19 protein-coding genes are annotated in these 22,420 nt (G+C 65.9%); 13 read left to right on the plus strand and 6 right to left on the minus strand.

The window, feature by feature from the left end; genetic code table 11:
• Nucleotides 1-165: 165 nt before the first annotated feature.
• The 5 genes from ACSX1D_RS09130 (at nucleotide 166) to pcaD (ending at nucleotide 4,470) form a co-directional block, all read left to right on the plus strand.
• A complete protein-coding gene (locus ACSX1D_RS09130; RefSeq protein ID WP_439862291.1) occupies nucleotides 166-669 on the plus strand; it encodes a methyl-accepting chemotaxis protein in 504 nt (167 codons plus the stop codon).
• A 69-nt stretch (nucleotides 670-738) separates the two neighbouring features.
• Nucleotides 739-1,596: a CoA transferase subunit A gene (locus ACSX1D_RS09135; RefSeq protein WP_208709861.1), complete on the plus strand. Its 858-nt coding sequence runs from the start codon at nucleotides 739-741 to the stop codon at nucleotides 1,594-1,596.
• Nucleotides 1,596-2,378, plus strand: a complete 783-nt coding sequence (locus ACSX1D_RS09140; RefSeq protein WP_439861928.1) for a CoA-transferase subunit beta — start codon at nucleotides 1,596-1,598, stop codon at nucleotides 2,376-2,378. The genes ACSX1D_RS09135 and ACSX1D_RS09140 overlap by 1 nt, the downstream gene beginning before the upstream one ends.
• Nucleotides 2,375-3,580, plus strand: a complete 1,206-nt coding sequence (pcaF, locus tag ACSX1D_RS09145) for a 3-oxoadipyl-CoA thiolase (RefSeq protein WP_439861929.1) — start codon at nucleotides 2,375-2,377, stop codon at nucleotides 3,578-3,580. Before ACSX1D_RS09140 ends, pcaF begins: the two co-directional genes overlap by 4 nt.
• 101 nt (nucleotides 3,581-3,681) lie before the next feature.
• Entirely contained in the window at nucleotides 3,682-4,470 is a 789-nt protein-coding gene (pcaD, locus tag ACSX1D_RS09150; RefSeq protein ID WP_439861930.1) for a 3-oxoadipate enol-lactonase, read from the plus strand.
• Nucleotides 4,471-4,743: 273 nt separating this feature from the next.
• Here pcaD and ACSX1D_RS09155 read toward each other — a convergent pair whose 3' ends face one another.
• From ACSX1D_RS09155 to ACSX1D_RS09175, 5 genes are all read right to left on the minus strand, one after another.
• Nucleotides 4,744-6,087, minus strand: coding sequence for a TRAP transporter large permease (locus ACSX1D_RS09155; protein ID WP_439861931.1), 1,344 nt, complete (start codon nucleotides 6,085-6,087; stop codon nucleotides 4,744-4,746).
• Nucleotides 6,080-6,652 (minus strand): TRAP transporter small permease, encoded by a 573-nt coding sequence (locus ACSX1D_RS09160; RefSeq protein WP_439861932.1) that lies wholly within the window; start codon nucleotides 6,650-6,652, stop codon nucleotides 6,080-6,082. Before ACSX1D_RS09160 ends, ACSX1D_RS09155 begins: the two co-directional genes overlap by 8 nt.
• Before the next feature lie 165 nt (nucleotides 6,653-6,817).
• Entirely contained in the window at nucleotides 6,818-7,831 is a 1,014-nt protein-coding gene (locus tag ACSX1D_RS09165) for a TRAP transporter substrate-binding protein (RefSeq protein ID WP_439861933.1), read from the minus strand.
• Between the two features lie 365 nt (nucleotides 7,832-8,196).
• A complete protein-coding gene (locus ACSX1D_RS09170; RefSeq protein WP_439861934.1) occupies nucleotides 8,197-9,924 on the minus strand; it encodes a cobaltochelatase CobT-related protein in 1,728 nt (575 codons plus the stop codon).
• A 20-nt stretch (nucleotides 9,925-9,944) separates the two neighbouring features.
• A complete protein-coding gene (locus tag ACSX1D_RS09175) occupies nucleotides 9,945-10,925 on the minus strand; it encodes an AAA family ATPase (RefSeq protein WP_439861935.1) in 981 nt (326 codons plus the stop codon).
• 167 nt (nucleotides 10,926-11,092) lie between these two features.
• On the opposite strand from ACSX1D_RS09175, the gene ACSX1D_RS09180 reads away from it, so the two are divergent.
• On the plus strand, nucleotides 11,093-11,368 hold the full coding sequence (locus ACSX1D_RS09180) for a hypothetical protein (protein ID WP_439861936.1): 276 nt from the start codon (nucleotides 11,093-11,095) through the stop codon (nucleotides 11,366-11,368).
• 7 nt (nucleotides 11,369-11,375) lie between these two features.
• Here ACSX1D_RS09180 and ACSX1D_RS09185 read toward each other — a convergent pair whose 3' ends face one another.
• Complete coding sequence (locus ACSX1D_RS09185) at nucleotides 11,376-11,765, minus strand: DUF3461 family protein (protein ID WP_439861937.1); 390 nt, start codon at nucleotides 11,763-11,765, stop codon at nucleotides 11,376-11,378.
• A 369-nt stretch (nucleotides 11,766-12,134) separates the two neighbouring features.
• On the opposite strand from ACSX1D_RS09185, the gene thiC reads away from it, so the two are divergent.
• The 7 genes from thiC to ACSX1D_RS09220 all read left to right on the plus strand — a co-directional run bounded on the left by thiC (nucleotide 12,135) and on the right by ACSX1D_RS09220 (nucleotide 22,275).
• The gene (gene thiC, locus ACSX1D_RS09190) at nucleotides 12,135-14,042 is read left to right on the plus strand and encodes a phosphomethylpyrimidine synthase ThiC (RefSeq protein WP_439861938.1); all 1,908 of its coding nucleotides are present in this window, start codon (nucleotides 12,135-12,137) and stop codon (nucleotides 14,040-14,042) included.
• A 431-nt stretch (nucleotides 14,043-14,473) separates the two neighbouring features.
• Nucleotides 14,474-16,924, plus strand: a complete 2,451-nt coding sequence (locus ACSX1D_RS09195) for a GcvT family protein (RefSeq protein ID WP_439861939.1) — start codon at nucleotides 14,474-14,476, stop codon at nucleotides 16,922-16,924.
• A 31-nt stretch (nucleotides 16,925-16,955) separates the two neighbouring features.
• Complete coding sequence (locus ACSX1D_RS09200; protein ID WP_439861940.1) at nucleotides 16,956-17,708, plus strand: electron transfer flavoprotein subunit beta/FixA family protein; 753 nt, start codon at nucleotides 16,956-16,958, stop codon at nucleotides 17,706-17,708.
• An 11-nt stretch (nucleotides 17,709-17,719) separates the two neighbouring features.
• Nucleotides 17,720-18,649, plus strand: a complete 930-nt coding sequence (locus tag ACSX1D_RS09205; RefSeq protein WP_439861941.1) for an electron transfer flavoprotein subunit alpha/FixB family protein — start codon at nucleotides 17,720-17,722, stop codon at nucleotides 18,647-18,649.
• 31 nt (nucleotides 18,650-18,680) lie between these two features.
• Nucleotides 18,681-19,541: a formyltetrahydrofolate deformylase gene (gene purU, locus ACSX1D_RS09210; RefSeq protein WP_439861942.1), complete on the plus strand. Its 861-nt coding sequence runs from the start codon at nucleotides 18,681-18,683 to the stop codon at nucleotides 19,539-19,541.
• Nucleotides 19,542-19,559: 18 nt separating this feature from the next.
• A complete protein-coding gene (folD, locus tag ACSX1D_RS09215; RefSeq protein WP_439861943.1) occupies nucleotides 19,560-20,462 on the plus strand; it encodes a bifunctional methylenetetrahydrofolate dehydrogenase/methenyltetrahydrofolate cyclohydrolase FolD in 903 nt (300 codons plus the stop codon).
• Between the two features lie 178 nt (nucleotides 20,463-20,640).
• Nucleotides 20,641-22,275 carry an electron transfer flavoprotein-ubiquinone oxidoreductase gene (locus ACSX1D_RS09220; protein ID WP_439862292.1) on the plus strand — a complete coding sequence of 545 codons (1,635 nt, stop codon included), beginning with the start codon at nucleotides 20,641-20,643 and terminating at the stop codon, nucleotides 22,273-22,275.
• The last annotated feature ends 145 nt before the right edge of the window (nucleotides 22,276-22,420 follow it).

The following is a 22,420-nucleotide window of genomic DNA, read 5'->3' on the forward strand; positions in this document are numbered from 1 at the left end:
CTGCCGCTGCGCGCGCCCTTGGCCCAGCTGCTCGACGGCATTCTGCGCACCGAGCAGGACATGCAGTACGCCACGGAGCTGGCGCGGGCGGGCGGGGAGAAGGTGCAGTTCAGCGCCGCCAGCATCCAGGCGTGCGAGGCGGCGATCCGCGACCTGGCCGGCTACATGGAAAGCATCGACCAGGTGTTCGATGGCCTGTCGCAGCAGTCGCTGCGCATCGGCGCCCTGGTCGGCAGCATTCAGGACATCGCCAAACAGACCAACCTGCTGGCGCTCAACGCGGCCATCGAGGCCGCGCGGGCCGGCGAGCACGGCCGCGGTTTCGCCGTGGTGGCCGACGAGGTGCGTCATCTGGCCCAGCGCGCCAACGAGTCCAGCGAGCAGATTCGCCAGATCGCCGGCGGCCTGCAGAAGTCGGCGCAGGAGGCGCGGGCCGGGGTCGAGCATATCGGTCAGTCCACCTGCACCGGCCTGGAGAAGGCCGCCGCGGCCCTGGGTGCCATGGGCGAGATGCGTGCGGGCGCGACGGCGCGGCTGGAGATAGTCCAGCGCATCGTCCAGCGCCTGGACGAGCAGCGCGCCCTGGCCCAGGGCATGGTCGAAGGGCTGGATCAGACAGTGTTCGTTAATCGCACAGATAAGCGATTATCGGATTGTTTGCCGGGGTAACTCGGCTTACCGTTGACTCACCCGCCACCCTCACGCGGTGGCACCGTCAACCGAGCGAGAGTAACTCCGATGGCCGAACTCATTTCCCTTGGCGAAGCGGTCAAGCGCTTCGTCAACGACGGCGACACCATCGCCCTCGAAGGCTTCACCCACCTGATCCCCACAGCCGCCAGCCACGAGCTGATCCGCCAGAACAAGCGCGAGCTGACCCTGGTGCGCATGACCCCTGATCTGGTCTACGACCTGCTGATCGGCGCCGGCTGCGCCAAGAAGCTGGTGTTCTCCTGGGGCGGTAACCCCGGCGTCGGCTCGCTGCACCGCCTGCGCGACGCGGTGGAGAAGGGCTGGCCACAGCCCCTGGAGATCGAGGAGCACAGCCATGCGGACCTGGCCAACGCCTATGTTGCCGGCGCCTCGGGCCTGCCGTTCGCCGTGTTGCGCGCCTATGCCGGCTCCGACCTGCCCAAGGTCAACCCGCTGATCAAGACGGTCACCTGCCCGTTCACCGGCGAGGTGCTGGCGGCGGTGCCCAGCGTGCGCCCGGACGTCACCGTGATCCACGCGCAGAAGGCCGACCGCAAGGGCAACGTGCTGCTCTGGGGCATCCTCGGCGTGCAGAAGGAGGCGGCCCTGGCGGCCCAGCGCTGCATCGTCACGGTGGAGGAGATCGTCGACGACCTGAACGCGCCGATGAACGCCTGCGTGTTGCCGAGCTGGGCGCTGACCGCGGTCTGCCATGTACCGGGCGGCGCCCATCCGTCCTATGCCCTGGGTTACTCCGAGCGCGACAACCGCTTCTACCAGGCCTGGGACCCGATCGCCCGCGATCGTGAGCGCTTCACCGCCTGGATCGACCAGTACATCCGCGGCACCGCCGATTTCTCAGAGTTCCAGGCCAAATTGGCCGCGCAGCAGGAGGCCAAGTAATGAGCGCCTACAGCACCAATGAAATGATGACCGTGGCCGCCGCCCGCCGCCTGAACAATGGCGCGGTATGCTTCGTCGGCATCGGCCTGCCGTCCAAGGCCGCCAACCTGGCGCGCCTGACCTCCTCGCCGGACGTGGTGCTGATCTACGAATCCGGCCCGATCGGCGCCAAGCCCAGCGTGCTGCCGCTGTCGATCGGCGACGGCGAACTGGCCGAGACCGCCGACGCCGTGGTGCCGACCGGCGAGATCTTCCGCTACTGGCTGCAGGGCGGGCGCATCGACGTGGGCTTCCTCGGCGCCGCCCAGGTCGACAAGTACGGCAACATCAACACCACGGTGATCGGCGACTACCACCAGCCCAAGGTGCGCCTGCCGGGCGCCGGCGGCGCGCCGGAGATCGCCGGATCGGCCAAGCAGGTGCTGATCATCCTCAAGCAGTCGCACCGCACCTTCGTCGACAAGCTGGCCTTCATCACCTCGGTCGGCCATGGCGAGGGCGGCGACCACCGCAAGCAGCTGGGTCTGCCCGGCGCCGGCCCGGTGGGCATCATCACCGACCTGTGCATCATGGAGCCGGAAGCCGGCACCAACGAATTCATCGTCACCTCGCTGCACCCGGGCGTCAGCCGCGAGCAGGTGGTGGCCGCCACCGGTTGGGCCATCCGTTTCGCCGACAGCGTCGCCGAGACCGCCGCGCCGACGGCGCTGGAGCTCGAAGCCCTGCGCGCCCTGGAGGCTCGCACCGCGGCCGCCCACGGCCAGGCCGGAGGTGAGGAATGAGCCGCGACGTCTATATCTGCGATGCCGTGCGTACGCCCATCGGCCGCTTCGGCGGTGGCCTGGCGCCGGTGCGTGCCGACGACCTGGCGGCGGTGCCGCTCAAGGCGTTGATCGAGCGCAATCCGCAGCTCGACCCGAGCCAGGTCGATGAGGTGTTTCTCGGCTGCGCCAACCAGGCCGGCGAGGACAACCGCAACGTCGCGCGCATGGCTTCGCTGCTGGCCGGGTTGCCGGACACGGTGCCGGGGGTGACCCTCAACCGCCTGTGCGCCTCGGGCATGGATGCGATCGGCACGGCGTTCCGCGCCATCGCCAGCGGCGAGATGGAGCTGGCCATTGCCGGCGGCGTCGAGTCCATGTCGCGCGCGCCCTATGTCATGGGCAAGGCCGACAGCGCCTACGGCCGTACTCAGAAGATCGAGGACACCACCATCGGCTGGCGCTTCGTCAATCCGCTGATGAAGGCCCAGTACGGCGTGGATGCCATGCCGCAGACCGCCGACAACGTCGCCGACGACTACCGGATCAGTCGCGCCGATCAGGACGCCTTCGCCCTGCGCAGCCAGCAGCGCGCCGCCGCCGCTCAGGCCGCCGGCTTCTTCGCCGAGGAGATAGTCCCGGTGCTGATCAAGGGCCGTAAGGGCGATACCGTCATCGAGCAGGACGAGCACCTGCGCCCCGACACCACCCTGGAGGTGCTGACCAAGCTCAAGCCGGTCAACGGCCCGGACAAGACGGTCACCGCCGGCAACGCCTCGGGAGTCAACGACGGCGCCGCCGCGCTGATCCTGGCCAGTGCCGAGGCGGTGCAGAAACACGGCCTGACTCCGCGGGCCAAGGTGTTGGGCATGGCCAGCGCCGGGGTGGCGCCGCGCATCATGGGCTACGGCCCGGTGCCGGCGGTGCGCAAGCTGTGCGAGCGCCTGGGCGTTGCCGTCGGCGACTTCGACGTGATCGAGCTCAACGAAGCCTTCGCCAGCCAGGGCCTGGCGGTGCTGCGCGACCTCGGCCTGGCCGACGACGCGGCCCAGGTCAACCCGAATGGCGGCGCCATCGCCCTCGGCCATCCCCTGGGCATGAGCGGCGCACGCCTGGTGCTGACCGCCTTGCACCAACTGGAGAAATCCGGAGGCAAGAAAGGCCTGGCGACCATGTGCGTCGGCGTCGGCCAGGGCCTGGCCCTGGCTATCGAGCGCGTCTGATTCAGCGATACTGAGCACTGCGCCGCCCCAGAGCACAGGCGATAGCAATCGTGCCTGCGGGGTGGCGTCTTGTCATGAATGATCTAGTGAGGAACTGCGTCATGCCTGTCGTCCAACTCGCCGACGGTGAATTGAATTATCAGCTCGAAGGGCCGGCCGGCGCGCCGGTGCTGGTCTTGTCCAACTCCCTGGGCACCGACCTGCACATGTGGGACGCACAGATGCCGGCATTCACCGAGCATTTCCGTGTGCTGCGCTATGACACCCGCGGCCATGGCCACTCGCTGGTCAGCGAAGGCTTCTACAGCATCGAGCAGAATGGCCGCGACGTACTGGCTTTGCTCGATGCCCTGGACGTCGCCAAGGCGCATTTCTGCGGTCTGTCCATGGGCGGGCTGATCGGCCAATGGCTGGCGATCAACGCCGGCGAGCGCTTGGACAAGCTGGTGCTGTGCAACACCGCGGCGAAGATCGCCAGTCCCGAGGTGTGGAACCCGCGCATCGACACTGTGCTACGCGACGGCCAGGCCGCCATGCAGGCCTTGCGCGACGCCTCCATTGCGCGCTGGTTCACCGCCGAGTTCGCAGCAGCCGAGCCGGCGAAGGTCGAGCCCGTGGTGGCGATGCTCGCGCAGACCTCGCCCCAGGGGTACGCGGCCAACTGCGCGGCGGTGCGCGATGCCGACTACCGCGAGCAACTCGGTGCGATCCGGGCGCCAACCCTGATCGTCGCCGGCAGCGCCGATCCGGTGACCACCGTGGCGGACGGCCGCTTCATGGCCGAGCGGATCAGCGGCGCGCGGCTGCTGGAACTGCACGCCGCTCACCTGTCCAACGTCGAGGCCGGGGAGGCCTTCACCCGGCCTGTGCTGGACTTCCTCAAAGGCTGAGCGACGGTTGGGGAAAGGGCCGCGAAGCAGGGCTGTTTTCCACCCGAGTAGTGGTCCACCCGTGAGCAGGGAGAGGAGTTGGATACAGGGTAGAGCCCCGCGCAGCGGACTCGGTTGCCGTGGGGGCAGGATGAGCTGCGCTGGACGCGGCCATTCAAAGAAAGCCCGACATGAAGTCGGGCGAAGAGCATGGCAAACCCTCCAATGGATTGCCGGTTCTAGTGGGTGGCGCAACTGCGATAGCGCCACGACTCGGGGGTTAGGGTAGGTGCTCTAGTACCCCAGCAGGCTAGGCAAGGTCAGGCTGATCGCCGGCACGTAGGCGATGATCAGGGTGGCGACGGTCAGCACTGCGACGAAGGGCAGGGCCTTGTGCGAGATGTCCTCGATCGCCGTGCCGGAGATGCCGGAAGCGATGAACAGGTTCTCGCCCATCGGCGGGGTCATGAAGCCGATGCTCAGGCAGCAGATCAGCACGATGCCGAAGTGCACCGGGTCGATGCCCAGGCTGTAGGCCACCGGCAGTATCACCGGGGTGAGGATCATGATGGCCGCCAGGGTCTCCATGAACATGCCGACGAACAGCAGGAAGCCGATGATCAGGATCCAGATCAGGTAGATATTGTCGGTCAGGCTGAGCATGCCGTCGGCGACGATGGCCGGAATCTGGTTCTCCACCAGCAGGCGGCCGAACACCGTGGCGGTGAACAGTATCACCAGCACCCGCCCGGTGATCCAGGTGGTGGTCTCCAGGGACTTGAACAGCTCCGGCAGGTGCAGCTCCTTGTGGATGAACAGGCCGACGAACAGGGTGTAGAAGATCGCCACTATGGCCGACTCGGTCGGGGTGAACAGGCCGGTGTAGATGCCGCCGAGGATCACGAAGGGCGCCAGGATGGACCAGATGCCGTCGCGCAGGGCCTTGCGGATCCTGCTCCAGGACCAACCTTCGCCGCTGCCGGTGTAACCCAGGTTCTTGCAGCGGAAGTAGTTCATCACCAGCAGGCCGCCGGCCAGCATCAGCCCGGGCACCACCCCGGCGATGAACAGCTTGGGAATCGACACCGAACCGAAGGCGCCAAACTTCTCAACCGCCTCGGCCGAGGGCAGCAGGCCCATGGCCGAGATGCCGAAGATCACCATGGGAATGGACGGCGGAATGATGATGCCCAGGCCGCCGGAGGAGGCGGTGACCGCCGAGGCGTAGCCCTTGCCGTAGCCGCGCTTGACCATGGCCGGGATCATCAGCATGCCCACCGCGGCGGTGGTCGCCGGGCCCGAGCCGGAGATGGCGCCGAAGAACAGGCAGGCCATCACGGCGGAGGCGGAGATGCCGCCGGTGATGGGGCCGGCGAAGCTTTCCGCCAGGGTCACCAGGCGTCTCGAGATCCCCGCCGCCTCCATCAATGCCCCGGCGAGAATGAAGGCCGGCAGCGCCATCAGCGGGAAGGAACCCACCGAGGTGAAGGCGATCTGCACGAACTTGATCGGGTTCTCGCCCAGGTAGAGGAAGGAGGCCAGCGCCGAGACCGCCAGGGAGATGCTGATTGGCGTGCCGATCAGCAGCAGCAGGATGAAGGAGCCGAACAGGATGTAGACGATATTGGTATCAACCATGGACACGCTCCCGGAGTTGGCTGTCGTCGTTGCGCGCGGAGTCGTGGATGATCTTCTCCAGTTCCGCGGATTCCGGGTCGCGGATATCGATGCCCTTGACCAGCTTGTAGTAGTTGACCTGGAGCACGCGCAGGGCCATCAGGCCGAAGGCGATCGGCAGGACCAGGTACAGGTATTTCATCGGGATGCCCAGGGTCTGGGACTTCCAGAACAGGTTGGCCTTGGTGAAGAAGAGGATACTGAGGTAGACGAAGTAGCCATTGAAGGCGACCCAAATCAAGTCGGAGAGAGCCTCCAGGCCGGTGGCCAGCTTGCGCGGCATGAACTTGAACTGGAAGGTGACGCGGTTGTGGGCGGCCAACTTGGCGGCGTAGCTGGCGCCGAAGAAGGCGAACCAGACGAACATGTAGGTGACCAGTTCCTCGGTCCAGGAAATCGAGTGGTTGAACAGGTTACGGCTGAGAATCTGGGCAAATAGGATGACCACGAATAATGCCAGCAGCGTGCGGCAGATGTAGTTTTCCAGGTTGTCGATGATCTTGAACAGGGTACTGGCCGGTTTCATGGTGGGCCTCCCGAAACGCTGCGCCCGGGCCAGGGCGCAGCATTTCATCGCAGGGTACGAGGCGCCAGGCGTAGCCGGATGGCGGACTGGCGGTGCAGGGCGGACAACGCCGGGAGCTTCGACCACCCGGCGCTCGCGCAGTGGGCCCTAGGCCCGCGTGCGGGACTAGATGGGGTCGCGACCCATGGCCTTGAGGGCCTTGTTCAGGTTGTCCTTGCCGAGCTGCTCGTAGTACTTGGGCCAGACCTGGGCCACGGCGCGGTCGATCCACTCCTTCTCGCCGTTGGCCGGGTCGGCGATGACCATGCCCTTGGCGGTCAGCTCCTTCTTGATCTTGTCTTCCTCGGCTATCAGGAACTGGGCACTGTGCGCGGTGGCGGCCTTGCCGGCCTCGAGGATGGCCTGTTGTACATCGGCGCTCTGCTCCTGGAACACCGACTCGCTGATGATCAGCGGCTCGATGGAGAACAGGTAGCGAATATTGGTGATGTACTTCTGCACTTCGTCGAACTTCATCGCCGATACGGTGATATAGGGGTTGTCCTGGCCGTCTACCACCTTCAGCTGCAGGCCGGTGAAGGTCTCGGCCCAGGCCATGGGCGTGGGGTTGATGCCCCAGGCGCGGTAGGTGTCGATCATGATCTCGTTCTTCGGCACGCGGATCTGCAGGCCTTCCAGGTCGGCCAGGGTGGTCACCGGGCGTTTGGAGTTGGTCAGCACGCGAAAGCCCGAGTAGGCCCAGCCGATGATGCGCACGCCGGCGTCACGCACGGTGTTGTCGGTCAGGGTCTGGCCGATATCGCTCTGGGTCAGGGTCACCGCATCGTCCAGGCTCTGGATCATGTAGGGCAGGGTCAGCACCCCGACCGAGGGCGAGAAGGGGGTGACGTTGTTGATGGCCAGGATGGAGAAATCCAGGGTGCCCATGGCGGCGTTGCTGACGGTGTCCTCTTCGCTGCCCAGCTGGCTGTTGGGGAACAGCTTGGCGTCGTGCTTGCCGCCGGTTCTGGCCTTGAACTCCTCGGCGAACTTGACGCCCAGTTCGTACTGGGTGCCGCCGACGTTGTCGCCGATGGCCATGCGGAAGGTCTTGGCCTGGGCCAGGGTGCTGCTGAGGGCGCCGGCCGTGAGGCACAGGGCCAGACCTAGGGTGCGGGTGAAGTGCTTGCTGGGTGTCATAACTGCGTACTCCGTTGTAGTTGTTTTTGGCTACGAAAGTGCAGGGTGGGGCCGTAGCGGCGAGCCGCTGGCTGCATAGCGGCTCGGGCAGTGGCCTCCAGGGGGAGTGTCTCAAGGTGACGTCGGTTCGGCTGTGCCCTGGGCGACGCTCGTCTCGCTGGATACTCCCGGTCGCCTCCCTTCGACGGACCAATAGTCCCCCCAGGGTTGCGCGCTGTTTAGGGCCACATTCACGGCGTTTCTGGAGCCAGTGTGACGACTGGGCGAAAGCCGAAGCAAGCGCTCTGGCACGCCAGTTAGCGTCGCGGTCGAGGGGATGGCCCGGCAGCCGGAAGTGGCTGCGGGCGTGGGCGGGGGAGGCGCGATCAGCGGCGCCGTGCCAGCAGCTGCAGCACCTCGTCGAACACCGCGTTGTCCAGGCTGCGCGACAGGTCCAGCTCCAGGCTGTGGCGGTAGTAGGCGCTCAGGTCCAGGCCGACGCCCAGGGCGTAGAGTTCGATGCGGCCGTCCTGCTCGATCTGCTGCGTTACCTGCTTGAGGTGCAGGTCGAGGATGTCCTGGGCGTTGGCCTGGTGCGTGGCGCTGTCCATCGGGCAGCCATCGCTGACGACGATCAGGAGGCGCCGGCGCGCCTCGCGTTGCAGCAGGCGCTGGCGCGCCCAGAGCAGCGCCTCGCCGTCGATGCCCTCGCGGAACAGGTCGGACTTGAGCAGCGCGGCGATGTTCGGCCGGGCGCGCCGCCAGGAGGTCTCGGCATCCTTGTAGACCAGGTGGCTGAGTTCGTTCAGGCGCCCCGGATTGGCCGGCTGGCCGAGGCCACGCCAGCGCTTGAGGGGGCGGCCTCCGTTCCACTGGCCGGTGGTGAAGCCGAGGATCTCGCTGCGCGCCCCGGCCAGTTCCAGGGCGCGGGCGAGCGCATCGGCGAGCAGGGCGATGTGCTCGATGTGGTTGCGCATGGAGCCGGAGTTGTCGATCAGCAGGCTGACCAGGCAATCGCAGTGCGGCCGCTGGCGCTCGTGGCGGAAGATGTCGCGCTGCTCGGGGCTGATGATCAGGCGGCTGAGACGGCCGCCGTCGAGTTGGCCGTCGCGTTGGGCGAAGGCCCAGCCGTCGCGTCGCGGCGCGGCCAGCAGGGCGCCCAGGCGTTTGCTCAGGCGCGGCAGGTTGAGGCCCTGGCCGGCCAGGCGGCGGTCCAGGCGCTGGCGCAGCTCGCGCAGCAGCTCGGGGCGCACCAGGCTGGCGGCGCTGCGTTCGCGGTCGTAGTCGCGGCTGAACACCTGGTAGGTGAATGCAGCTTCGCCGCCGCGCGCATTGCCCGCGCTGGCGCCGCCGCAGCTGCTGTCGCCCTCGCCATCCTGCTCGACGTCCAGCAGCAGGGCGAACGCCAGGTGGGTCTTCTCGGCGATCTCCGAGACCTTGCGCTCGTCGTTGCCGAGCAACTCGGCGTCCAGCTGCTCGAGCAGCTCCAGCACCTTGGCGGCAATCAGCCGGGCCTGTTCGGCGAACGCCGCCTGGTCGGCACGATGGCGGCGCAGCAGGCCGAAGGCCGCGCCGAAGTGGCCGAGCAGGCTCAGCCGGGGCGCTTCGATGAGCATCTCCATCTGCTCGCTGGCGCGCCCGCCACACAACAGCATCCAGCTCATCTGCGCCAGGGTGAAGAGCATCAGGCCGACGTGCCCCTCGGTCTGCCCGGAGTCGAGAAATTGCTGGCTCCACTGTTCGAAACGGCGCAGCAGGTTGTGTCGCACGCCGGGGTGACAGTCGGCCACCAGCGACTCCACGCGCAGCTGTTCGAGCAACTCGAACACCAGGCGGGCGATCGGCTGCGCCGGCAGGCTCTGGCGCAGCAGCTGCGCATCGCTGTGGCGCAGGCGCAGCGCCAAGCTGTCGGCCACCCCGCGCCAGGCCGGGAACTCGTCGCGCTCGGGGTCCGGGTGCAGGTGCGGGGCGCGCACCGGCACGACCCGCCCACGGACCTCCAGGCGTCCGCCGCGGTAGCGCAGGCGCGCCTCGCCGGACAGCGCCCGCAGGCTCGCCGCGCAGAGTTCTTCGAGCTGTTGCTGGCGTTTCTCGCGGCGCGGCGGTTGGGTCATGGCGGGGCTCCTGGGCGGGCTCAGGCCAGGGCGAGCCGGGGCAGCGCCGACTCCTCCAGCTCGTGATCGAAGCAGCGCTGATAGTACTCGGCGACCAGCGGCCGCTCGGCTTCGTCGCACTTGTTGAGGAACGACAGGCGGAAGGCCTGTGCCGGGTCGGCGAAGATCTCAAGGTTCTCCGCCCAGGAGATCACGCAGCGCGGCGACATCAGGGTCGACAGGTCGCCGGCGGCGAAGCCCTGGCGGGTCAGGCCGGCCACCGCCACCATCGCCTCGAGCACCGCCTCGCCATGGCGGGCGACCAGGTGCGGCACCCGCCCGGCGACTATGGCGACTTCCTCGGCCGGGGCCAGGTAGTTGAGGGTGGCGACTATGTTCCAGCGGTCCAGTTGCGCCTGGTTGAGCACCTGGGTGCCGTGGTACAGCCCGTTGAGATTGCCCAGGCCGATGGTGTTGGCGGTGGCGAACAGGCGGAAGTAGGGGTGCGGATGGATCAGCTGGTTCTGGTCGAGCAGGTTGAGCTTGCCGCCCTGCTCGAGGATGCGCTGGATCACGAACATCACGTCCGGGCGGCCGGCGTCGTATTCGTCGAAGATCAGCGCCGTGGGCCGGCGTAGCGCCCAGGGCAGGATGCCCTCCTGGAATTCGGTGACCTGCTTGCCGTCGCGCAGGACGATGCCGTCCTTGCCGATCAGGTCCAGGCGGCTGATATGGCCGTCCAGGTTGACCCGCACGCAGGGCCAGTTGAGCCGCGCGGCGACCTGTTCGATATGGGTCGACTTGCCGCTGCCGTGCAGGCCCTGCAGCAGCACCCGGCGATTGCGGGTGAAGCCGGCGAGGATGGCCAGGGTCACCTCCGGGTTGAAGCGGTAGGCCGGGTCGATCTCCGGCACCTGCTCGCTGCGGTTGAGGAAGACCGGCACGCGCAGGCTCGAGTCGATGCCGAACAGTTCGCGGGCTGGCACCAGGCGGCTGGCGGGTTCGATGTTCAGGTCGGTCATGGGAAGTCGCCTCTGGGCCGGGAGATGAACAGCGATTCTAGGCAGGCGGCCATGTCGGGAGAGGGGCCAGTTGCCGGTGCGCGATGCGGCCAGCACGGCCCTGGCGCCACGCCCGGGGAAAAACTGGCTCTATGGCCTTGGCCGCTGCCGGCTAAGGATGGGGCCAGATGTTCATTTCCCCGGAGGTCGACGAGATGGCAACAGATGGGCTGACGATCAAGCTGGACCCGGAGCTGGCGGCGTTGTTCCGCCGCTACGAGGCGCACACGCGGATCACGCCGGAGCTGTATGTCGGCGAGCTGCTGGCAAAGACCCGGCCGACCCTGCAGGCCGTGGTCGAGGCCCTGGACGAGGCCGGCGGCGACTCCGAGGCGCTGGCGCAGCTGTTCGGCCGCAAGATGGCCAGCCTGATGCAACAGCAGGCCGACCCGGCCGGTACCTGAGGGCGCCTCAGGCGAGGCGCTCGATCTTCTCGCGGATCTCGGCGAGCTTGGCTTCGACCACCTTCTCCAGGTGCTGCAGATCCTGCAGCAACTCCTGCTTGGGTGACAGCGCGTGCGAGCTGCTGCCGGTCAGCTGCTTGAGCTCGCCCAGGGCCTTCTGCAGCATCGGGCTGCAGTCGCTCAGCTGCTGCCAGGCTTGGCTGTGGCGGCTCTGCCCGGGAATGGCCTGGCGCGGACGGGCGAAGGTGAATTTCTGGCTGTGCGGCCGTAGCGAGGTGGCGGGGCGCAGGTAGTAGACCTTGAGGACGTCGCGGTCGTGCTCGCGACGCAGGCTGAAGCGGGAGATGAGTTCGAAGGAGCTGATGCCCATTTCCTTGAGGGTGGCGAATTCGGTCATGCGGATTTCTCGTCTGGGGTCTGTGGGTTGGCGGGCTCCTGGGGTGCTTAGGCGGCAGACGACCACGGCGGCCTGGGTATGGTCGCGGGGAGGTCTGGCGGGATTGTTATTGTTGTTCAGGCCTCGGTCGTTGGGCGCTGCCGCGAGGCGGCAGGCGGGACCGAGGCGAGGAGGCCACTCTCGTCGAGCGAGAGGTGCATGCAGTTTAACCAGGGTTAGCCGGCGGCACAGGGCCAGAGCGGCGTGTTCGATGGCGCCAGGTATGGCCCGACCCACCCTACGCACGACCTTGCAACACGCAAGTGGGGCAGATCCTTTTTTCTTCTTCTTATACGCAGCGTTCTTCAGCATGCCATTCAGGAGTCCAGCATGAGTCAGAGTTCCGTGTCACCGAGCCGCAAGAGCCCGGTCTTGAGCGAATCCGCCCAGGTCGACCAGCAGTCGATCCAGCCCTTCCCCCGTTCGCAGAAGATCTATGTGCAGGGTTCGCGTCCCGACATCCGCGTGCCGATGCGCGAGATCAGCCTGGACGTCGCTCCGACCGATTTCGGCGGCGAGATCAACGCGCCGGTGCTGGTCTATGACACGTCCGGTCCCTACACTGATCCGAGCGTCAGCATCGATGTGCGCCAGGGCCTGGCCGACGTGCGCAGCGCCTGGATCGAAGACCGCGGCGACACCGAGTTGCTCGACGGCCTGAGCTCCCATTTCGGCCAGGAGCGCCTGGCCAACCCCGAGCTGACCGCCATGCGCTTCGCCCACGTGCGCAACCCGCGCCGCGCCAAGCCCGGCAAGAACGTCAGCCAGATGCACTACGCGCGCCAGGGCATCATCACCCCGGAGATGGAATACGTCGCCATCCGCGAGAACATGAAGCTGCAGGAGGCCCGCGCCGCCGGCCTGCTGGAGCAGCAGCACGCCGGCCACAGCTTCGGCGCCTCGATTCCCAAGGAGATCACCCCGGAGTTCGTCCGCGAGGAGATCGCCCGCGGCCGCGCCATCATCCCGGCCAACATCAACCACGTGGAGCTGGAGCCGATGATCATCGGCCGCAACTTCCTGGTGAAGATCAACGGCAACATCGGCAACTCGGCGCTGGGCTCCTCGATCGAGGAAGAAGTGGCCAAGCTGACCTGGGGCATCCGCTGGGGTTCGGACACCGTCATGGACCTGTCCACCGGCAAGCACATCCACGAGACCCGCGAGTGGATCATCCGCAACTCGCCGGTGCCGATCGGCACGGTGCCGATCTACCAGGCCCTGGAGAAGGTCAATGGCGTGGCCGAGGACCTGACCTGGGAGCTGTTCCGCGACACCCTGATCGAGCAGGCCGAGCAGGGCGTGGACTACTTCACCATCCACGCCGGGGTGCTGCTGCGCTACGTGCCGATGACCGCCAAGCGAGTCACCGGCATCGTCTCGCGTGGCGGCTCGATCATGGCCAAGTGGTGCCTGGCGCACCACAAGGAGAATTTCCTCTACACCCATTTCGAGGAAATCTGCGAGATCATGAAGGCCTACGACGTCAGCTTCTCGCTGGGCGACGGCCTGCGTCCGGGTTCGATTGCCGACGCCAACGACGAAGCGCAGTTCGGTGAGCTGGAAACCCTCGGCGAGCTGACCAAGATCGCCTGGAAGCACGACGTGCAGGTGATGATCGAAGGCCCCGGCCACGTGCCGATGCAGCTGATCAAGGAGAACATGGACAAGCAGCTGGAATGCTGCGACGAGGCGCCGTTCTACACCCTCGGCCCGCTGACCACCGACATCGCCCCGGGCTACGACCACATCACCTCGGGCATCGGCGCGGCGATGATCGGCTGGTTCGGTTGCGCCATGCTCTGCTACGTTACCCCCAAGGAGCACCTGGGGCTGCCGAACAAGGATGACGTGAAGACCGGCATCATCACCTACAAGATCGCCGCCCATGCCGCGGATCTTGCCAAAGGCCATCCGGGAGCGCAGATTCGCGATAATGCCTTGAGCAAGGCGCGCTTCGAGTTCCGCTGGGAAGACCAGTTCAACCTGGGCCTGGACCCGGACACGGCGCGCAGCTACCACGACGAGACCCTGCCCAAGGACTCGGCCAAGGTGGCGCACTTCTGCTCCATGTGCGGGCCGAAGTTCTGCTCGATGAAGATCACCCAGGAGGTGCGGGTCTATGCTGAAGAGCAACGCATCGCCGCCCTGGAGCTGGATCAGGAGGTCGAGCAGGGCATGCAGGCCAAGGCCGAGGAGTTCAAGGCACAAGGCGCGCAGCTCTATCACAAGGTGTGATGGAGCTGCGGCGATGAATGGCAACTGAGAGAACGGGTCGAATGACCCGTTTTTTTATGCCTGAAAATCGCCTGCAGCCGCTACCCGTCTCCCGTCTCCCGTCTCCCTGCCTGCGCGGAGCCTGCGTCGGCCTAAGGCTCCGACGACTCTGCTTCTATAGAAGCTAATCCCTCCGGATTTTTCAGATAAATGAAAAAAAAATATAGTTTTTCATTGATCTATTTTTTTATTGTGTATAGCATCATTTTTACCCGGTGAGATGAGCTAAGTGTTCATGTCTCTTGGGCGATTTCGTTGCTTGGTTGGTGTGCGGGTTGTCCAGCCAGATTGACCGAGGAGAGTGCCGATTCGGCGGGGTGTCTTCGCTCGCCGGGGACAGTGCACGCGAGCTCCTCGTCGCGAACGGGCCATCGAGAATAAAGAGAGGGTTTATGAGCAGCTCATTGCCGAATCAGGCGCAAGTGGTGATCGTGGGTGGCGGTGTGATCGGTTGCAGTCTGGCCTACCACCTGACCAAGCTGGGTATGCGCGATGTCGTGCTGCTCGAGCGCAAGACCCTGACCAGCGGCACCACCTGGCACGCCGCCGGCCTGGTGCCGACCCTGCGCGCCAACTACACCATGTCCATGCTGGCCAACTACAGTGCCAGCCTCTACGAGCAGCTGGAGGCCGAGACCGGCCAGGCCACCGGCTTCGTGCGCAATGGCTCGCTGACCATCGCCACCAACAAGGAGCGCCTGGCAGAGATCAAACGCGGCGCCTCGATGGCCAAGGTGGCGGGCTTTCCCTGCAACCTGATCGGTCCGGAGCAGGCGCTGGAGCTGTGGCCGCTGCTGAACATCGACGACGTGATCGGCGCCATCCACCTGCCGATGGACGGCATGACCAGTCCGGTCGACACCACCCAGGCGCTGGCCAAGGGCGCGCGTCTGGGTGGCGCGAGGATCTTCGAGAACACCCGCGTACTGGACATCAAGACCCGAGATGGTCGTGCCGTCGGGGTGGTAACCGAGCAGGGCGATATCGACGCCGAGTACGTGGTCAACTGCGCCGGCATGTGGGCCCGCGAGTTCGGTCGCAAGGCCGGGGTCAACGTGCCGCTGCACGCGGCAGAGCACTACTACGTGGTGACCGAAAGCATCCCCGAGCTGAGGAGCGGCCTGGCCACCCTGCGCGACATGGACGGCTTCAACTACTACAAGCCGGATGCCGGCAAGCTGCTGATCGGCACCTTCGAGCCCAATGCCAAGCCCTGGGGCATGGAGGGCATCCCGGAAAGCTTCTGCTTCGACGAGCTGCCCACCGATTTCGAACACCTGGAGCCCTACCTGGAGTCGGCGATGCATCGCCTGCCGGTGCTCGAGCGCACCGGACTGCAGGTGTTCTTCAATGGCCCGGAGTCCTTCACCCCGGATGACCGCTACCACATCGGCGAGGCCCCCGAGCTGAAGAACTATTTCGTCGCGGCCGGCTTCAACTCGGTGGGCATCCAGTCCGCCGGCGGTGCCGGCAAGATGCTCGCCGAGTGGATTCACAAGGGCCATGCGCCGCGCGACCTGTGGGGTGTGGACATCCGCCGCAACATGCCGTTCCAGGGCACCCAGCGCTACCTCTACGAGCGCACCACCGAGTCCCTGGGCCTGCTGTACGAGACCCACTACCCGTTCAAGCAGTTCAAGACCGCCCGCGGCGTGCGCCGCTCGGTGCTGCATGAGCAGCTCAAGGCCCAGGGCGCCTGCTTCGGCGTGGAGAATGGCTGGGAGCGGGCGAACTGGTTCGCCGGCGAGGGACAGAAGGCAGAGTACGAATACTCCTTCGGCCGGCAGAACTGGTTTGCCAACAATGCCCTGGAGCACGCCTGCGTGCGCAACGCGGTCGGCGTGATCGACCAGAGTTCCTTCTCCAAGTACCAGGTCGAGGGGGCCGACGCCGAGGCCTTCCTCAACCGCATCTGCGCCAACAATGTCGCGGTGGCGGTGGGGCGGATGGTCTACACCCAGTGGCTGAACGAGCGCGGCGGCATCGAGGCCGATGTCACCGTGACCCGCCTGGCCGCCGACCGCTTCCTGGTGGTCTCGGGGGTGGCCTGCCAGAACCGCGACCTCGACTGGCTCAAGCGCAACAAGCCCGAGGGTGCCCGGGTGGCGATTACCGACATGACTTCGGCCTACGCCGTGGTCACGGTCATGGGGCCCAGTTCGCGCGCCACCCTGAGCAAGCTGACCGAGGCCGACCTGTCGCACGAAGGCTTCCCGTTCGCCACGTCGCGGGAGATCGACCTGAACTATGCCGTGGTGCGCGCCTCGCGCATCACCTACGTCGGCGAGCTGGGCTGGGAGCTGTATATCCCCACCGAATACGCGCCGAGCGTGTACGAGGCGGTGCTGGCCGCGGGGCAGGAGTTCGGCATCCGCCCGTACGGCTACCACACCATGAACTCGTTGCGCATGGAGAAGGGCTACCGCCACTGGGGCCACGACATCACTGACGAAGACACGCCGCTAGAAGCTGGCCTGGGCTTCGCCGTCGACTTCAACAAGGCCGACGGCTTCATCGGCAAGGAGGCGCTGCTGGCGCAGAAGGCCAAGGGCAGCCTGAGCAAGCGCTTCGTGGCCTTCCTGTTCGAGGATCCCGAACCGCTGTGCTACCACGAGGAGCCGATCTACGCCGATGGCCGGATCGTCGGCCGCACCACGGCCGGGATGTTCGGCCACACCCTGGGCAGCAGCATCGCCATGGGTTATGTCGAGCATGGCCCGGGCGTGACCAAGGAATGGCTGGAGAACGCCCAGTTCGAGATCGAGGTGGAGTGCGTGCGTTACAAGGTGCAGCCGTCGCTGCGGCCCTTCTACGACCCGACTAACGAACGCATCAAATGTTGATTGATTAGGCATTCAAGCAGGAGAACAGCGCATGAAGATCTTGGTAGGCGTGAAGCGGGTCATCGACCACAACGTAAAGGTACGAGTCAAACCGGATGGCTCGGGCGTGGACCTGGACAACGCCAAGATGGCGATCAACCCGTTCGACGAGATCGCCGTCGAGGCGGCGATCAGGCTCAAGGAGGCCGGGATTGCCAGCGAGGTAGTGGCAGTATCCATCGGCCCGGAGAAGGCCCAGGAAACCCTGCGCCAGACCCTGGCAATGGGCGTCGACCGGGCGATTCTCATCCCGTACGGCGGCATCACCGAGCCGCTGTCGGTGGCCAAGGCCCTGCAGGCGCTGGTGGCCAAGGAGTCGGCGCAACTGGTGATGCTCGGCAAGCAGGCGATCGACGACGACTGCAACCAGACCGGGCAGATGCTGGCGGCGCTGCTGGACTGGCCGCAAGGCACCTTCGCTTCGGGTCTGCAGCTGGCCGACGGCAAGATCGAAGTGATGCGCGAAGTCGACGGTGGCCTGGAAACCCTGGCCCTCGCCTTGCCGGCGGTGGTCAGTGTCGATCTGCGCTTGAACGAGCCGCGCTTCGCCTCGTTGCCGGCGATCATGAAAGCCAAGAAGAAACCCCTGGAGCAGGTCACCGCCGATGAGCTGGGCGTCGATCTGACGCCGCGCCTGGAACTGCTGTCGGCGACCGAGCCGCCCGTGCGGCAGGCCGGAGGGGTATTGGTAGCGAATGCCGCCGAGCTGGTGGCCAAACTGAAAACCGAAGCGGCAGTGCTCTAGGGAGTCGAAGAATGTCCAGTCTCGTAATTGTCGAACACGACAACGCCGTCATCGCGGCCGCCACCTTCAATACCCTCGGCGCTGCACAGCAGATCGGCGGTGACATCGACCTGCTGGTGATGGGCCATGACTGCGCCAGCGTCAGCCAGGCGGCCGCGGCCATCGCCGGGGTGCGTCGAGTGATCAGCGTCGAAGCGGAACACCTCAGGCAACCGGTGGCCGAGGACATGGCGCCGTTGGTGCGCGAATGCGCCGAGGGCTACAGCCACCTGCTGGCCCCGGCCAACAGCTTCGGCAAGAACCTGATGCCGCGGGTCGCCGCACTGCTGGATGTGGCCCAGCTCTCCGACATCAGCGCGGTAATCGATGCCGAGACGTTCGAGCGGCCGATCTACGCCGGCAACGTCCTGGCTACCTACCGCAGTCGCGAGGCGGTCAAGGTGATTACCGTGCGCAGCACCAAGTTCGAGGCGGTGGCTGCCAGCGGTGGCGCCGCCGAGCGGTTGAGCCGACCGGCTCCGGCAGCCCGCCCGGGCGCCATGGTGGTCAGCCGCACCGAGGCCAAGTCCGAGGGCCCCGAGCTGGCGACGGCGCGCATCGTGATTTCCGGTGGGCGCGGCATGGGCAGTGGCGCAAGTTTCGCCCTGCTCGAAGCGGTCGCCGACAAGCTCGGCGCCGCAGTCGGTGCGTCGCGTGCCGCGGTGGACGCTGGCTTTGCCGCGAACGACCTGCAGGTCGGCCAGACCGGCAAGGTGGTAGCGCCGGAGCTGTATATAGCCGTGGGCATTTCCGGGGCGATCCAGCACCTGGCGGGCATGAAGGACTCCAAGCTGATCGTGGCGATCAACAAGGACGCCGATGCACCGATCTTCCAAGTGGCCGATTACGGCATCGTCGGCGACCTGTTCGAGGTCCTGCCGCAGCTTGAAGCGGCGCTCTAATTCAACCCGTGCGAGTCAGAAGAGAATCGATATGAAGAACAAACCCTCGTATATCCTCAAGGTTTCCTGCCCGGGGCGCGCCGGCATCGTCGCGGCCATCGGCAATTTCATGGCCGACCGGGGATGCTTCATCAAGGAGTTGCACCAGTTCGACGACCTGGACTCCGGTCGCTTCTTCTCCACTATCGAGTTCGTCTTCGAAGGTGAACGCACCTTCAGCGTCGAGCAGCTGAAGGCGGCTTTCGAGGTCACCGCGCTGCGCTTCGAGATGGATTGGGAGATCCACGATGCAGCCCATCGCGCAAAGGTGCTGATCATGGTGTCGAAGTACGACCATTGTCTGCGCGATCTGCTCTACCGTCGGGCGACCGGCGAGCTGCCGATAGACATCACCGCCATCGTCTCCAACCACGAAGACCTGCGGGGGATGGCCGAGCACGAAGACATCGAGTACATCCACCTGCCGGTGACCAAGGAAACCAAGCCGGAGCAGGAGGCCCGCCTGCTGGAGATCATCGAAGGCACCGGCACCGAGCTGGTAGTTTTAGCGCGCTACATGCAGGTGCTGTCCGACGAACTGAGCAAGAAGTTGGCCGGGCGCTGCATCAACATTCACCACTCCTTCCTGCCGGGTTTCAAGGGCGCCAAGCCCTATTACCAGGCCTATGACCGCGGCGTGAAGCTGATCGGGGCGACGGCGCATTACGTCACCGGCGACCTCGACGAGGGGCCGATCATCGAGCAGATGGTCGATCGGGTGAACCATTCCCACGATGCCTTGCGCCTGACCCAGATTGGCCGCGACATGGAAGCCCAGGCGCTGGCCCGGGCGGTGAAGTATCACGTGTCCCACCGCGTGTTCCAGAACGGTCTGCGCACCGTCGTTTTCTAAGATAGAGGACTTGCACCGATGAGCGATCTGGCAACCGAAATCCACCCGACTGCAGTCGCGTCCGAGCGAATCGACGGCAAGGCTTTCGCGGCGAAGCTGCGTGGCGAAGTGACTGAGGGGGCGGCGGGCTTTACCCGTGACCTGGGGCGCCAGCCCGGTCTGGCGGTGGTTCTGGTCGGCAGCGATCCGGCCAGTCAGGTCTATGTGCGCACCAAGATGCGTCAGGCCGCGGAGGTGGGCATCGCCTCCTTTCAGCACCTGCTGCCGGCCGATACCGGCGAGGCCGAGTTGCTGGCCCTGATCGACTCGCTCAACCGCGACGATCGCGTCGACGGGATCCTGGTGCAGCTGCCGTTGCCGGCCGGGATCAGCGAGGCGGCGGTGATCGAGGCCATCGCCCCGGCCAAGGATGTCGACGGCTTTCATCCCTACAACGTCGGGCGCTTGAGCGCCGGGCAGCCGGTGATGGTGCCTTGTACCCCACTGGGTTGCCTGCTGCTGTTGCAGGATCGCCTCGGCGATCTCTCCGGCCTCAAGGCGGTGGTGGTCGGGCGCTCCAATATCGTCGGCAAACCGATGGCGCAACTGCTGCTCAATGCCAGCTGCACGGTCACCACCGTGCACTCGCGCAGCCGCAACATGGCCGAGGAGTGCCGTCAGGCCGACATCCTGGTGGTGGCGGTCGGTCGCCCGGGGCTGATCGGCAGCGAGCACATCAAACCGGGCGCGACGGTGTTGGATGTGGGTATCAACCGGGTCGAGGATGCGCAGGGACAGTCGCAGCTGGTCGGCGATGTCGACTTCGCCGCGGCTTCGCGGGTGGCCGGCGCGCTGACGCCGGTGCCCGGCGGCATCGGGCCGATGACCGTGGCTTGCCTGTTGCGCAATACCCTGAGCGCCGCCAGGCAGCGTACCCGCTAACGCGCCGCCAGCGGCGCTCGAGACCTCGAGGCAGTCTTTCCACTGCGCGTCCTGGCGCGCAGCGGCGGCCTGCCCCTGCGCAGACTTTCTCGCAGCCAAGTCAATCCGCTAGCCGCGCCGGTCGCGGTTAGCCATAACAACAAGGAACATTTTCGTGAGCCAGACTGCGCGTGAATCCATGGAGTTCGATGTTGTCATTGTCGGTGCCGGTCCGTCGGGTCTGGCCGCCGCCTGCAAGCTGATGCAGCAGGCGCAGGCCGCGGGGCAGGAATTGAGCGTCTGTGTGGTCGAGAAGGGTTCGGAGGTAGGCGCCCATATCCTCTCGGGGGCGATCCTGGAGCCCCGTGCACTCGATGAGCTGTTTCCCGACTGGGCCGAGCGCGGCGCACCGCTGCACACCCAGGTTTCGCAGGACAGGATCCTGCTGCTGCGCGACCAGCAGCGTGCGCTGCAGCTGCCCAACTGGATGGTACCGAAAACCCTGCACAATGCGGGCAACTACATCATCAGCCTGGGCAATCTGTGCCGCTGGTTGGCCGAGCAGGCCGAAGCCCTGGGCGTGGAAATCTTCCCCGGCTTCGCGGCCAGCGAGGTGCTGTACCGCGAGGATGGCTCGGTCAAGGGCATCGCCACCGGCGACATGGGCGTTGGGCGCGACGGCCAGGCCAGCGACGGCTACATGCCGGGCATGGAGCTGCATGCCAAGTACACCCTGTTCGCCGAGGGCTGTCGCGGACACCTGGGCAAGTCGCTGTATCAGCGCTTCGAACTGGACCGAGACGCCGACAGCCAGCACTACGGCCTGGGGATCAAGGAACTGTGGGACATCGAACCGAGCAAGCACAGCCCCGGATTGGTCCTGCATGGCACCGGCTGGCCGCTCAGCGATGGCACATCGGGCGGTTTCTTTCTCTACCATGGCGACAACCATCAGGTGGTGGTCGGCCTGATCGTCGACCTGAATTATTCGAACCCGCACGTCAGCCCCTTCGATGAGTTCCAACGGCTCAAGCATCACCCGGCGCTGGCCCAGTATCTGGAGGGCGGCAAGCGCGTCGCCTATGGTGCGCGAGCCATTGCCAAGGGTGGTTTCAATGCCCTGCCGAAAATGACCTTCCCGGGCGGGCTGCTGATCGGCTGCAACGCCGGCACCCTGAATTTCGCCAAGATCAAGGGCACCCATACGGCGATGAAGTCGGGGATGCTGGCCGCCGAGGTGGTGTTTGAGGCGCTGCGCCAGGGCGATGGCGGTGGCAACGAGCTGACGGCCTATACCGAGCGCTTCGAGGCCAGCTGGCTGTACCAGGAGCTGCATGCCAGCCGCAACTTCGGTCCGGCGCTGCACAAGTTCGGCCCCGTGCTGGGGGGCGCGTTCAACTTCATCGACCAGAACCTGTTCGGTGGCAAGTTGCCGATCCGCCTGCGCGACCCGCTGCCCGACCATGCGCAGATGAAGCAGGCGGCGCTCTGCCCGCGGATCGTCTATCCGAAACCGGATGGCGTGCTGAGTTTCGACAAGCTGTCTTCGGTGTTCCTGTCCAACACCAACCATGTCGAGGATCAGCCCTGCCATTTGCAGCTACTGGACCCGGATGTGCCGATGCAGCACAACCTGCCGCGTTATCTCGAACCGGCGCAGCGTTACTGCCCGGCGGGGGTCTATGAGGTGATCGAGGAGGAGGCCGGAAAGCGCTTGCAGATCAACGCGCAGAACTGCCTGCACTGCAAGACATGCGACATCAAGGACCCGGCCCAGAACATTCGTTGGGTGGCGCCGGAGGGCGGCGGCGGTCCCTGCTATCCGAACATGTGAGGGTTCTCCGTGCTGCTGCCTCTTGCGCCTGCGGGTGCGCTGGGGGAGGCGGACAGCTTTGCAGGCCGCTCTTTCCTGAAGGCACGAACACGGGTTCGTGCTTTTTTTTTTTTTGCCGGGCCCTGGTCATTAGTGGGGCCCGGCG

Origin of the sequence: Pseudomonas sp. MBLB4136 (genome assembly GCF_051904765.1) — a bacterium.
In the GTDB taxonomy this organism is placed as follows: domain Bacteria; phylum Pseudomonadota; class Gammaproteobacteria; order Pseudomonadales; family Pseudomonadaceae; genus Aquipseudomonas.